Origin of the sequence: Bradyrhizobium sp. 197, from assembly GCF_023073375.1 — a bacterium.
Taxonomy (GTDB): Bacteria; Pseudomonadota; Alphaproteobacteria; order Rhizobiales; family Xanthobacteraceae; genus Bradyrhizobium.
In genome coordinates this window covers 196,963-209,489 of the sequence record NZ_JADPJJ010000009.1, presented here as the reverse complement: position 1 = coordinate 209,489, position 12,527 = coordinate 196,963, and the positions used below count along the sequence as shown (strand labels likewise).

12 protein-coding genes are annotated in these 12,527 nt (G+C 64.6%); 2 read left to right on the top strand and 10 right to left on the bottom strand.

Translation table 11 applies throughout. The annotated features are described in order from the left end of the window. Positions 1–78: 78 nt before the first annotated feature. The 4 genes from IVB27_RS03675 to ltnD all read right to left on the bottom strand — a co-directional run bounded on the left by IVB27_RS03675 (position 79) and on the right by ltnD (position 4,939). Positions 79–1,770, bottom strand: coding sequence for a methyl-accepting chemotaxis protein (locus tag IVB27_RS03675; protein ID WP_247441484.1), 1,692 nt, complete (start codon positions 1,768–1,770; stop codon positions 79–81). Positions 1,771–1,940: 170 nt separating this feature from the next. Then, on the bottom strand, positions 1,941–3,218 hold the full coding sequence (gene otnK / locus IVB27_RS03670; RefSeq protein WP_247441482.1) for a 3-oxo-tetronate kinase: 1,278 nt from the start codon (positions 3,216–3,218) through the stop codon (positions 1,941–1,943). Then, entirely contained in the window at positions 3,215–3,997 is a 783-nt protein-coding gene (otnI, locus tag IVB27_RS03665) for a 2-oxo-tetronate isomerase (protein WP_247441480.1), read from the bottom strand. The genes otnK and otnI overlap by 4 nt, the downstream gene beginning before the upstream one ends. Positions 3,998–4,012: 15 nt before the next feature. Further along, the gene (ltnD, locus tag IVB27_RS03660) at positions 4,013–4,939 is read right to left on the bottom strand and encodes an L-threonate dehydrogenase (RefSeq protein ID WP_524536459.1); all 927 of its coding nucleotides are present in this window, start codon (positions 4,937–4,939) and stop codon (positions 4,013–4,015) included. Between the two features lie 95 nt (positions 4,940–5,034). On the opposite strand from ltnD, the gene otnC reads away from it, so the two are divergent. After that, positions 5,035–5,739 (top strand): 3-oxo-tetronate 4-phosphate decarboxylase, encoded by a 705-nt coding sequence (gene otnC / locus IVB27_RS03655; protein ID WP_247441476.1) that lies wholly within the window; start codon positions 5,035–5,037, stop codon positions 5,737–5,739. A 136-nt stretch (positions 5,740–5,875) separates the two neighbouring features. On the opposite strand, the gene IVB27_RS03650 is transcribed toward otnC, so the two are convergent. The 6 genes from IVB27_RS03650 to IVB27_RS03625 all read right to left on the bottom strand — a co-directional run bounded on the left by IVB27_RS03650 (position 5,876) and on the right by IVB27_RS03625 (position 11,484). After that, on the bottom strand, positions 5,876–6,580 hold the full coding sequence (locus IVB27_RS03650) for an ABC transporter ATP-binding protein (RefSeq protein ID WP_247349760.1): 705 nt from the start codon (positions 6,578–6,580) through the stop codon (positions 5,876–5,878). Then, complete coding sequence (locus IVB27_RS03645) at positions 6,564–7,295, bottom strand: ABC transporter ATP-binding protein (protein WP_247441474.1); 732 nt, start codon at positions 7,293–7,295, stop codon at positions 6,564–6,566. Before IVB27_RS03645 ends, IVB27_RS03650 begins: the two co-directional genes overlap by 17 nt. Then, positions 7,292–8,275, bottom strand: a complete 984-nt coding sequence (locus IVB27_RS03640) for a branched-chain amino acid ABC transporter permease (RefSeq protein ID WP_247441472.1) — start codon at positions 8,273–8,275, stop codon at positions 7,292–7,294. Before IVB27_RS03640 ends, IVB27_RS03645 begins: the two co-directional genes overlap by 4 nt. Then, complete coding sequence (locus IVB27_RS03635) at positions 8,275–9,153, bottom strand: branched-chain amino acid ABC transporter permease (protein WP_456679083.1); 879 nt, start codon at positions 9,151–9,153, stop codon at positions 8,275–8,277. The genes IVB27_RS03640 and IVB27_RS03635 overlap by 1 nt, the downstream gene beginning before the upstream one ends. Positions 9,154–9,334: 181 nt before the next feature. Continuing rightward, complete coding sequence (locus IVB27_RS03630) at positions 9,335–10,579, bottom strand: ABC transporter substrate-binding protein (protein WP_247441470.1); 1,245 nt, start codon at positions 10,577–10,579, stop codon at positions 9,335–9,337. Positions 10,580–10,668: 89 nt separating this feature from the next. Further along, positions 10,669–11,484 carry a putative hydro-lyase gene (locus IVB27_RS03625; protein ID WP_247441468.1) on the bottom strand — a complete coding sequence of 272 codons (816 nt, stop codon included), beginning with the start codon at positions 11,482–11,484 and terminating at the stop codon, positions 10,669–10,671. A 120-nt stretch (positions 11,485–11,604) separates the two neighbouring features. On the opposite strand from IVB27_RS03625, the gene IVB27_RS03620 reads away from it, so the two are divergent. Next, positions 11,605–12,522 (top strand): LysR family transcriptional regulator, encoded by a 918-nt coding sequence (locus tag IVB27_RS03620; RefSeq protein ID WP_247441466.1) that lies wholly within the window; start codon positions 11,605–11,607, stop codon positions 12,520–12,522. The last annotated feature ends 5 nt before the right edge of the window (positions 12,523–12,527 follow it).

Genomic DNA, 12,527 nt, shown 5'->3' with positions numbered 1-12,527 from the left:
GCGACAGAAGCCGCTTTCCTGCGCGTAAAAAAGCGGCGCCCGAAGACGCCGCTTTCAGGAATTCCGTGCCGGCCCGGCCTACGCCGCGCGAACGTTGGTCAGGAACTTGCTGACCTCGGTCTTGAGCCGGCCCGAGTCGTTGGACAGCATCTGCGCTGCCGACAGCACCTGCGAGGACGCTGAGCCGGTTTCGGTCGCGCCGCGCTGCACGTCGGTGATGTTGGACGAAACCTGCTGGGTGCCCTGGGCGGCCTGCTGGACGTTGCGGGCGATTTCCTGGGTCGCAGCGCCCTGCTCTTCGACCGCCGCCGCAATCGCCGACGAGATCTCCGACAAACGCTCGATGGTCGAGGAGATCTCCTTGATGGCGCCGACCGAGTCGTTGGTCGCCGCCTGGATGCCGGCGATCTGCTGGCCGATCTCGCCGGTCGCCTTCGCGGTCTGTTCTGCGAGCGCCTTCACCTCGGAGGCCACCACGGCGAAGCCGCGGCCGGCTTCGCCGGCACGTGCGGCTTCGATGGTCGCGTTCAGCGCCAGCAGGTTGGTCTGGCCGGCGATGGTGTTGATCAGCTCGACGACGTCGCCAATGCGCGAGGCAGCCTTTGAGAGCTCGCTGACGCGCTCGGTGGTGGCGCGGGCCTGGCCGACGGCATCGCCCGCCATCCGCGCCGATTCCTGCACCTGACGGCTGATCTCGCCCACCGATGAAGCCATCTCCTCGGTCGCCGAGGCCACCGACTGTACGTTGGTCGAGGCTTCTTCCGAAGCGGCGGCAACCGTGGTCGCCAGCCGCTGCGAGCGGTCGGCGGTCGAGGTCAGCGTCGAGGCCGAGGCTTCGAGCTGGGTCGAGGCCGACGACACGGTCTGCACGATCTCGCCGATCATGGTTTCGAATTCGCGGGTGACGTTGTCGACGCGGCGGCCGCGCTCGATCTTGGCTTCGGCATCGGCGGCCGCAGCTTCGTCGGCGGACTTCTTGGCGATCAGCGCTTCCTTGAAGATCTGGAGCACGTCGGCCATGGCACCGATCTCCGTCTTCTCGCCGCGATGCGGGACTTCGGCGGAAAGCTCGCCCTTGCCAAGCGCCTGCATCGGCTCGGTGATCGAGTTGATGCCGCTCGATACGTCATGGACGAGATAGAAGCCGACGCCGGTGCCGATGACGACCGCAGCGCCTAGAATGATCGAGACCAGCATGAAAGCAAAGGAATAGCTGTTGGCGGCATCCTGGGCGGCCTGGTCGCCGCCCTTGGTGTTGAGCTCGATGTCCTTGCGCAAGACCTCATCGGCTTGCAGTCCAATCTTGTTGACGGTCTTGGTGTTCAGCTCATGCGCCTCGTGCGGGACCTTGCCGGCCTCCTTGCGTGAGAGCGCCATGACTTCCTGGGTGCCCTTCTTGTACTCGTCCCACAGCTTGGACCACTCGCTGTACATCGCCCGCTCTTCAGGCGAGGTAATCATGGGCTCGTAGACCTGACGGAACTTGGTGTTGGCCTCGACCACCGTCGCCAGCGTCTTCTCCGACGCGAGCTTCTCTTCGAGAGTCTCCGACAGCATGTGCTCGCGGATCACGTTGCGGTAGGTGATCACGCCGGCGCGCAGATCGCCGAGCACCCGCACGCTCGGCAGCCAGCTCGTGGTGATGTCGACCGTATTGGCGTTCATCGACCGCATCTTCATGACGGCGAGCAGACCCATGCCGGTCATTGCGACCAGCAGGAGCGCCACGACACTGATGATCTTGGCGCGGATGGAAATGGTGGCGAGCATAATCGGGTCTCTTTGTGCTGGCGCGGCGGGGCGTCCGGAAGTTCTACGAATCAACCAAAGGGAGCAGCACCGACATCCAACACCAGAGCACCTGAGCAGACGTTAATTACGACTCCGTACGAGTACGGAAGCCCGAAAGAAGTGAACATGACGCTAAAGATGCCCTGCGCTCAGCGCATGAGCCCAAGCGCGTCCGTGAAAAACGCCGCGCCGCCGAAATTTCCGGACTTCAAAGCAAGCAACATGTCGCCTTTTTCAGCACCGACCGCGCGCAGCACCGGGACGCCCGCCGCGATCTCTACTCCGACGAGAAATCCAGGAATCTTTAGCCGGTCGACCACGGCGCCCGATGTCTCCCCGCCGGCAACGACCAGGCGCTTGACGCCGGCATGCACCAGCCCCTCGGCGATATCGGCCATGGCCTGCTCGATGGCGTGACCGGCCGCGTCGCGGCCGTGGCGCGCCTGGAGCGCTGCGACCTGATCCGGCGTCGAGCTCGATGCAATCAGGACCGGACCGTCGGCGAGTCGCGGCTTCGCCCAGGCCAGCGCACGCTGCGCCTCGTCCTCGCCCGTAGTAATACGGTCCGGATCGAGATGTAACACCGGCATGACACGCTCGGCATTCGCGATCTGCTGAAGCGTCGCCTGCGAGCAGCTTCCGGCAAGGCAGGCCGCGGATCCGCCGACCGTGGCGCCGGCGCCGCTGCTGGCCGCTGCCGATTTGACCTTGCCTGTCGAGACCAGCGCGCGCGCCAGGCCAAGGCCGATGCCGGAGGCACCGACCGACAGCCGGTGTTCGGCAGCGACGAGGCCGATGGCCTCGAGGTCGCGGTCGAAGACGGCGTCGATGATCGCCGCGCCAACGCCCTTGCCGGCGAGCTCGGCCAGCCGCGCCCGCACGGCATCTGCGCCGCGGGTGACCGTGGCGAGGTCGACGAGGCCGATCTGCGTCCCGCTCTGACGCGCCAGAACGCGCACCAGGTTGGAATCGTGCATTGGGTTGAGCGGATGGTCCTTCAGCGGGCTCTCGTTCAGCGGCACGGCGCCGACGAACAGATTGCCCTGGTAAACGGTGCGGCCGGTTTCCGGAAACGCCGGCGTCACCAGCACCACCGACTCGCCGCCATCGGCGCGCAGCGCGTCCATCACCGGGCCGATATTGCCGGCATCCGTGGAATCGAAAGTAGAGCAGATCTTGAACAGCACATGGCTCGCGCCGCGGCTGCGCAGCCATGTCTCCGCCGCGCGCGAGCGCGATACGGCAAGACCGGCTTCGATCGAGCGGCTCTTCAAGGACACCACGACGGCGTCCACCTCGGGCAGCGCGAGATCGTCCGCGGGAACGCCGATGGTCTGGACGGTGCGCAAGCCCGCGCGTGTCAGCGTGTTGGCAAGGTCGGAGGCGCCGGTGTAGTCGTCGGCGATGCAGCCCAATGCAAGTGTCACGGCTTCACTCCGGCATAGGGCTGGAACCAGGCAAGACCGTCCGTGGTCTTGCCGCGCGGATTATATTCACAGCCGACGAAGCCGGTGTAGCCGAGCCGGTCGAGTTCGGTGAACAGGAACGGATAGTTCAGCTCCTCGCCGTCAGGCTCGTTGCGCGAGGGGATGCTGGCGATCTGGACGTGGCCGATGATCGGCATCATCTCGCGCAGCCGCATCGTGACGTCGCCATGGATGATCTGGCAGTGATAGATATCGAACTGGAGCTTCAGGTTCGAAATCCTCAACTCGTCGATCAGGTCGCGCGCGAAACCGAAATCATTGAGGAAGTAGCCGGGCACATTGCGCGCATTGATCGGCTCGAGCACGATGTCGATGCCGTGCGGCGCAAAGAACTCGGCGGCCCACGCCACCGATTTGTAGAACGCCTCGATGGCGACGCGCTCGCCACGGTTGGCGATGCCGGCCATCAAATGCAGCCGCTTGACGCCGGTCGCCTTGGCGTAAGGCAGCGCGGTCTCCAGGCTTTGCTTGAGCTCGGCGAAGCGCGAGGGGAGTGCCGCAAACCCCTTCTCGCCGGCATTCCAGTCGCCCGGCGGCAGGTTGAACAGCGCCTGCGTCAGCCCGTTGCGCTTGAGCCGCTCGCCGACCGCCTCCGCCGGATGCTCATAGGGAAAGAGAAACTCGACGGCGGTGAAGCCAGCTTGGGCTGCGGCATCGAAGCGGTCGAGGAACGGCACCTCGGTGAACATCATCGAGAGATTGGCGGCAAAACGGGGCATTGGGAGTCCTCTTGTCTATTTGTCGCCGGGGAGCTTGACGCCGGTGACCTGCGCATACATCCGCGCCACCGACGCGTCGTCGTCGCGGCCCATGCCGGCGGCTGCCGTCATCAAGAACATCTGGAGCGCGGCAGCGGAGACCGGCACCGGGAATCTGGCGCTGCGCGCCATGTCCTGGATGATGCCGAGGTCCTTGACGAAGATCTCGACCGCGCTCTTCGGCGTGTGGTCGCCGTCGAGCACGTGCGGCATGCGGTTCTCGAACATCCAGGAATTTCCGGCGGACGCCGTGATCACCTCATAGACCTTGCGGATGTCGAGGCCCTGCTTGGCCGCGAATGCGATCGCCTCGCTGGCGGCGGCGATATGCACGCCGGCCAGCAACTGGTTGATCATCTTGAAGGCGGCGCCTTGGCCGGCGGCATCGCCAAGCTCGTAGAGCTTTGCGGCCATGGCATCGAGCGCGGGCCGCGCTTTCTCAAACGCAGCCGGACTGCCGGAGGCGAGAATCGTCAGCTCGCCTTGCGCGGCGCGCTGCGCCCCGCCGGAGATCGGCGCATCCAGATAGTGCCGGCCGGTCGCTTCCAATTGCTTGGCAAGGCGCCGCGCCACGTCGGGATCCATGGTCGCGGACGACAGGAAGACGCTGTCCATGGGCATGGCTTCGGCGACGCCGTCCTTGCCGAACAGGATGGTCTCGGTCTGCGCGGCATTGACGACGACACTGACGACGATATCGGCGTCCTTGGCAGCTTCGGCCGGCGTCTTGGCGCCTGCGCCGCCGTCCGTCACGAAACGCGCCACCGCATCGGCCGAGACGTCGCAGCCGGTGACGATATGACCGGCGCGTTTTAGCGAGGTCGCCATGCCAAACCCCATCGAGCCGAGCCCGACGACGGCGATGCGCTGATTCTGTGACGTGGAGGCGGACATGCAACTCATCCTTGCGAACGTTTCCCGGACGGCCGCCCTTTGCGGCAGCTTGGCAACCGAATAACACGGCTTGGCCGCGCTGCCAAAGCGTGAGACAAACAGACATGACGGCCATGAGCAACGAGACACGGCTGCGCGAAGACATTTGCCGCTTCGGACGGTCCCTGTTCGAGCGCGGGCTGACACCCGGCTCCTCCGGCAATATCAGCGTCAGGCTGGACGGCGGCGGCTGGCTGGTGACGCCGACCAACGCCTCGCTCGGCTTTCTCGATCCCGCAAAACTGTCGCGGCTGGACGAGCAGGGCCGGCTGGTTTCGGGCGATGCGCCGACCAAGGAAGTTCCGCTGCACACTGCGCTCTACGCCACGCGCGGGAGCGCAAGGGCAATCGTGCATCTGCATTCTACCCATTCCGTCGCGCTGTCGATGCTCCCCGAGGTCGATCCGCGTGCCGTGCTGCCGCCGATGACGGCCTATTATCTGATGAAATGCGGCGCCACCGCGCTCGTGCCCTATTACCGCCCCGGCGATCCCGCGGTGGCTGACGCGATCAAGGGGCTGGCGGGGAAATATTCATCCGTGCTGCTCGCCAATCACGGCCCGGTGGTATCAGGCGACACGCTGGAGGCCGCGGTGTTCGCGACGGAGGAGCTGGAGGAGACGGCGAAGCTGTATCTGCTGCTGCGCGGGATGAACCCGCGCTATCTGTCGCCGGAGCAGGTGGAGGATCTGGTGAAAGTGTTCGGGGTGAAGCTGCCGGAGCATGGGCATGAGCACGGGCGCTCACCGCATACTCCGCCGTCATCCTGAGGCGCGAGCCTTGTGATGCAATGCATCGCAAGGTGAAGCCTCGAAGGATGGGCTAGAGGCGCTCGCGGCGCATCCTTCGAGGCGCGCGAAGGGCGCGCACCTCAGAATGACGGTAGAGATTGTGGTGGCAGTCTAGTTACAGCCCCAGATATGCCTTGCGCACATCCGGATTGCCTCTGATCTCGCTTGCTGCGCCCTGCATCAGCACGCGGCCGGTTTGCAGGATGTAGGCGCGGTCGGCGATCTCAAGGCACTCCGCCATGCGCTGCTCGACGATTAGCACGGTCATGCCGGCGTCGCGGATGCGCTTCACGGCCTGGAAGATTTCGTCGACCAGCTTCGGCATGATGCCCTGTGAAGGCTCGTCCAGCATCAGCAGCCGCGGGCGCGTCATCAACGCGCGGCCGATCGCGAGCATTTGCTGCTCGCCGCCGGAGAGCGTCTCGGCGCGCTGCTCGAGGCGTTCGGACAGGCGCGGGAACAGCTTGAAGACGAGATCGAGCGGACTCTCACGATCGGCCTCGCCACGATAGAGATAACTGCCGAGGCGCAGATTGTCGCGCACGGAGAGGCGCGGAAACAGGCGGCGGTTCTCCGGCACGTAGGCGATGCCGGTGGCCGTGATGTGGTGCTGCGCCATGCCGTCGAGCCGCTTGCCGTCAAACGTCACGGTGCCCGAGCGCGGGCGCTCGGCGCCGGCGATGGATTTCAGCAGCGTCGACTTGCCCGCGCCGTTGGCGCCCGCGACGCAGACGATCTCGCCCTTCTGCACTTCGATCGAGATCGCGGAGATCGCGACCAGGCCCTGATAGGCGGTCGTGACTTCACGCACCGACAGCATGACGATCTCCCAGATAAGCGCTGATCACCTTGGGATCGCGGACGACCTCGGTGGGCTTGCCCTCGACCAGCACCTTGCCGAGGTCGAGCACGATGGCGCGATCGACCAGCGGCATCACGATCTCCATGACATGCTCGACCATCAGCACGGTGATGCCGGCATCGCGCACCTTGCGCACCAGGGCGACACCGGTCTGCGCCTCGGTCGGCGTGAGGCCGGTGAGGACTTCGTCGAGCAGCAGCAGCTTCGGTTCGGTCGCCAGCGCACGGGCGACTTCGAGACGGCGCTTCTCGGCCGGCACGAGGTCGCTCGCCAGCACGTCGGCACGCGCGGCAAGGCCGGTGAACTCCAGCACCTCATACGCCTTGCGGCGCGCTACTCGCATCACGGTGTTACGCACGAGAGCACCGACGATGACGTTGTCGATGACAGTCATGGTCTCAAAGCTCTTGACCACCTGGAACGTGCGCCCGACGCCGCGCTGACAGCGCTCGGCCGCGGGCATCTTGGTGACGTCCTCGCCGTCGAACCAGATCGAGCCTTGAGTCGGCGGCAACACGCCGGCGATCAGATTGAACAGCGTCGACTTGCCGGCACCGTTGGGGCCGATCAGGCCCACGATCTCGCCGCGGCCGACCGAAATCGAGACGTCGCTGTTGGCGATGAGGCCGCCAAAACGTTGCCAGACGCCGCGGGTTTCAAGGAGCGCGGTCATCGCGAGGCTCCCTTCGCTTTAGAACGGGAGAACAGACTGACCAGCCCCTGCGGCAGAGCCAGCGAGATCGCCACGATCAGCCCGCCATAGACGATCAGATCGACGCCGCGCCCGGAGCCGCCGATATAGGAGCGCGTCAGCTCCGTCATCGGGATCAGGATGGCCGCGCCAAGCATCGGGCCCCAGAGAGTACCGATGCCACCAAGCACTGCCGGCAGCGCCATCAGCAGCGAGAACTGGAAGCCCATGACGCTCTCAGGATCGATATAGGCGAGAAACTGCGCATAGAAGGCGCCGCCGATGGCAACGAGGAAAGCGGAGACGGCGGCCGCGCCCATCTTGGAGTTGAACACGACGACCCCGAGGCTCTCGGCCGCTTCCGGATTGTCCTTCACCGCGCGCCACCAAAAGCCCCATTTGGAGTCTTCCAGCCACCAGGTGATGAACCACGCGAGGCTGCACAGCACCAGCGCGAAATAGAAGTACGGCAGCTTGCTGCGCATGAACTGGAATTTCAGCCAGCTGTCGCCGCGCACCTGAATGGTGATTCCCATCGCCGCCCCCGCCCATTCCCAGTTCTGGAACAGCAGCAGCCCGATCTCGGCGATGACGATGGTCGCGATCACGAAGTAATGGCCGCGCAGGCGGAAGAAGGGATAGCCGAGCCCCATCGCAATGAGGGCGGCAATCACGCCGCCGGCGAGCATGCCGAACCAGGGCAGCACGCCGAACTTGGTGAACAGGAGCTCGGTGGTGTAGGCGCCGATCCCGAAATAAAGCGCGTGTCCCAGCGAAATCTGCCCGCAGTAGCCGGAAAGAATGTTCCAGCTCTGCGACAGCGCCGCATACATCAAGGTCAGGATCAGGATGTTCTGGACGTAGACGTCCTTGATGAACAGCGGAGCGAGCGCTGCGAGCCCGGCCAGCACCGCGGCGATGATGAGGTCGCGGCGGCGCCGCACGGCAAAATTCTTGTCCATCACATCGACCCGAACAGGCCGCGCGGCCGGATGAAGACGACCAGCAGGTAGACTGCGTAGATGCCGACCGATTTCAGCGACGGCGGCAGCACCAGCGCGGTGGTCGCTTCAACGAGGCCGACGATGATGCCGCCGGCGAAAGCGCCGAACACGCTGCCGAAGCCGCCGAGCGCCACCGTGACATAAGCGATCAGCGCAAAGGACGCGCCGACGTCGGGATAGATATAGAAGAAGCTTGCCATGATCGCTCCGGCGAGGCCGACCAGCGCGGCACCAAGTCCCCAGCCAAGCGCGAACACGCGGTTCTTGTCGATGCCGACCAGGGCCACCGCGCCGGGATCTTCACGGGTAGCTTCCAGCGCGCGGCCGAAATCGGTGCGATGGATGAAGAAGTAGAGCCCGGCAAAGGCCAGGATCGAGACCAGCGCACCCATCAGCTGCGGTTCGGGCAGGAAGATGCCGGCAATTGAGATCGTCTTGCCGCCGAGCCAGGAATGCGGAACGCTGCGATAGTCCGGCGTGAAGAAGAACTGCGCGAGGCCGCGCATCACGATGGCGAGGCCAAAGGTCGAGAAGATCTGCACCATGCCGGCATTGGCCTTGGCCCGCATGGCAAAGCGCACGACCAATAGATAGACCACAGCTCCGAACACGAACAGCGCGGCAGCCACCAGCGGCGCCGACAGCAGGGGGTCGATCGCGAAGAACGTGAACAGGAAGAAGCTCACATACATCGCGATCATCAGGAACTCGCCATGGGCGAAGTTCACGACGTCCATCAGGCCGAAGATCAGCGCGAGACCGACGGCGATCAGTCCGTAGAGCAGACCCATGAGAAGGCCGCTCGCGAGACTCTGGATAATGGTTTGGGCTGTCAAAAGTCCGTCCCCCGAATTACGCCCTCATCCTGAGGAGCGCGCTCCTGCGCGCGTCTCGAAGGATGGGCCCGCCCTCGCCCTTCGAGACGCGGGCTGCGCCCGCTCCTCCAGCGACAACGGCTTCGCCGTTGCGCAGGGATGAGGGCGGGAGCTACCGTCTGAGCTCCCGCTTTCCTAAATCTTACTTCATCGGCCAGATCGCTTCAGCGATCGCGGCTTGCGGCGGAAAGATGGTGACGAACTTGCCGCCGACATATTGCAGCAGCACCGGGTCGGCATCGTTGTTCTGGCCCATCTCGTCGAACTTGACGCGCTTCCAGGGCATGATTGTCCGCTCGCCCGGGATGTCGGTGGCTGCCAGCGCGTCGCGGATCTTCTCGCCGTCCGTCGATTTGGCGCGGCTAATGGCGTCGGCGAGGATGATTAGGCCCATGAACTGGCGCGAGGTGAGGTCGTTGAAATCCTTGCCCGACCGCGTCTTGAACATCTCGTTGATCTTGCCGACCATCGGGCGCTTCTGCGCCAGGTCGAGCGAGAAGGTGCCGCGCGAGATCACGCCTTCGAGCTTGTCGCCGACGGCGTCATAGAGCGCCTTCTCCGAGAAGCCGGCGTCCTGGGCCACGATCGCGTTCGGCTTGTAACCGAGCTCGGCCATGGTCTTGACCAGCAGGATACCGTCGGTGGTGTAGCTCGACGGCATCAGCACGTCGGCATTGGCGCTCTTGAGCTGCTGCACCTCGGCCGAGAGCGAGGGCGAGTTGGCGCGATACTTGATGTCGGTGGCGATCTTGTAGCCGCGCTCGCCGGCGATCTTGGCCTGGGCGTTGCCGGAATCGGTGCCGAAGATGGTGTCCTCGTGGAACAGCGACAGCGTCTCGATCTTGGTGCCCTTCTCCTTCAAGGCATCGAAGAAGTCGAACATCGCGGCCGAATACATCTCGTCGTGCGGCGCGGCGCGGAAGTAATATTTCAGGCCGCGGCGATGCAGGCTGGGCGAGGAGTTGTCGGCGGAGACGAACGGGATCTGGTAGCGCTCGCAGATCTGGCTGACGGTGACGGCGACCGCGCTCTGATAGGTGCCGATGATGGCGGAGACTTTCTCCTGCGTGATCAGGCGCTCGGCTTCGGCGCGGCCCTTCTGCGGATCGGCCTGGTGATCGGCAAACACGAGGCGGACCTTTGCGCCGCCGAGACCCGGCAGGCCCTCACCCTTCGCCAGCGGCAGGTCGAAATCGGTGTCCTTGTTGATGACCTCGAGCGCGGTCTCATAGGCCTTCTGCGCGTCGACGCCCTGCTGCGCGCTGCCGCCCGAGAACGGATAAATCACGCCGATCACGACCTCGGAAGTCTGCGCGCGCGCTGCCAGCGGCACCAGCGCGGCTGTAGCGGTGGCTCCCAACAATACGTCGCGGCGAGTGATCGTCATGGCAAAGTCCCCTGTTGCTGAATTTCGACTGATCGAATGAAACGATTGATGGATGCGGTAAAGCCCGAAGAAGCAGCAAACGCTGCCCACTAAATCACGGCCATGGTCCTGTTCTTGAGATCCGTCACCAGCATCAGGCCGGGCGAATGCGTGATCGCGAACGGCACCTTCGCGGCGTTGATGACCGATTGCGGCGTCACGCCGCAGGCCCAGAACACCGGGATTTCGTCGTCGGCAACCGGCACCGGATCGCCGTAATCGGGCTTGGCGATGTCCTTGATGCCGATCAGATGCGGATGGCCGAGATGCACGGGCGCGCCGTGCACGGCTGGATAGCGCGAGGTGATCTGCACCGCGCGGATCGCGTCCGCCGGCTTGAACGGACGCATCGACACCACCATGGGACCGGCGAAGGGACCGGACTCGCCGCAGGCGATGTTGGTGCGATACATCGGCACCCGCACATTGAGTTCGATGTGGCGGATCGGCATGCCCTCGTCGAGCAGCGCCTCTTCGAACGAGAAGGAGCAGCCGAGCACGAAGGTCACGAGATCGTCGCGCCAATGCTTTGTCACATCGGTCGGCTCGTCGACCACCTCGCCGTCGCGCCAGACGCGATAGCGCGGCACGTCGGTGCGGATATCGAGATCGGCTCCGAGCGCCGGGATGTGCGGACTGCCGACCTCGGACATCCCGATGATCGGGCACGGCTTGGGATTGAGCTGGCAGAAGCGGTGAAAGGCGCTGGCATATTCCGCCGGCAGGATCGCCAGATTGCCCTGGACGAAGCCGGGAGCCACGCCGGCGGTCGAGGCGACCAGACCCTCGCGGTAGGCAAGCCGCGCCTTGCGGCTCGGAAGCATGTCGGGCGTTTCAGTTTGCTGCACTGCCACCAAAACAGTCATGTGATCGACCTGCCTATAAACTCGACAAAGACAAGCCAACACCAAGCGTGCTATAAAGTCTAATCGTCGTTTCTAATCATTCTCGATAAATTTGGTTTATCGATCGGGAAAATCCTTCCAATGCTGGACTTCAGGTCGATCGAGACGTTCCTCTGGGTTGTGAAGCTCGGCAGCTTCCGTGGCGCCGCAGCAAGGCTCAACACGACCCAGCCGGCGATCTCCCAGCGAATCGCCCAGCTCGAGCGCGAGATGGGCGTGAAGCTCCTCAACCGCGATCACCGCGTGGCTTCGCCGACGCCGAGCGGCCGGCAGATGATGGTGTATGCGGAAAAACTGATCGGCCTGCGCGCCCAGATGTTGGCCGAGGTCGGCGACCGCTCGGCGATGCGCGGTGTGATGCGTCTCGGCGTTGCCGAAACCATCGTGCACACCTGGCTGCCCCGCCTCGTGAAGAGCATGAACGAGGTCTATCCGAACCTCTCGCTCGAGATCGAGGTCGACATCACGCCAAATCTCACCGCGCGCCTGCTTGCGCAAGAGATCGAGCTTGCCTTCGTCGTCGGTCCGCTCTCGGCCTCCGGGGTGCACAATCGCGTCCTCGCCGACTATCCGATCGGCTTTCTCGCCAGCCCCTCGCTCGGCCTCGGCCATGGACCGGTAACGCGGGCTGAGCTGGCGCGGTTTCCGATCATTACCTTCCCACGGAAGACACGGCCTTACGAGGTCGTGCGCGAAGTGTTCGACCGGCCGGAGCTGCCGCCGATCCGGCTGCACGCCTCCGCCTCGCTCGCGACCGTCATCCACATGGCGGTCGAGGGCCTCGGCATCGCCGTGATTCCCGACGCCATCGTCGAGAGCGAGCTTGCAGACGGGCGGCTGCAACTGCTCGACACCGATCTCGAAATCGCGCCGCTGACATTTACCGCGAGCTGGCTCGCCTCGCCCGACGTCGTGGCGGTGGAGCGCGTCGCAGAGCTTGCATGTCAGATTGCGCAGAGCAGCCTCGCAGTTGACGCGCCCGCGCCGGCGCGTCATTGAAACAG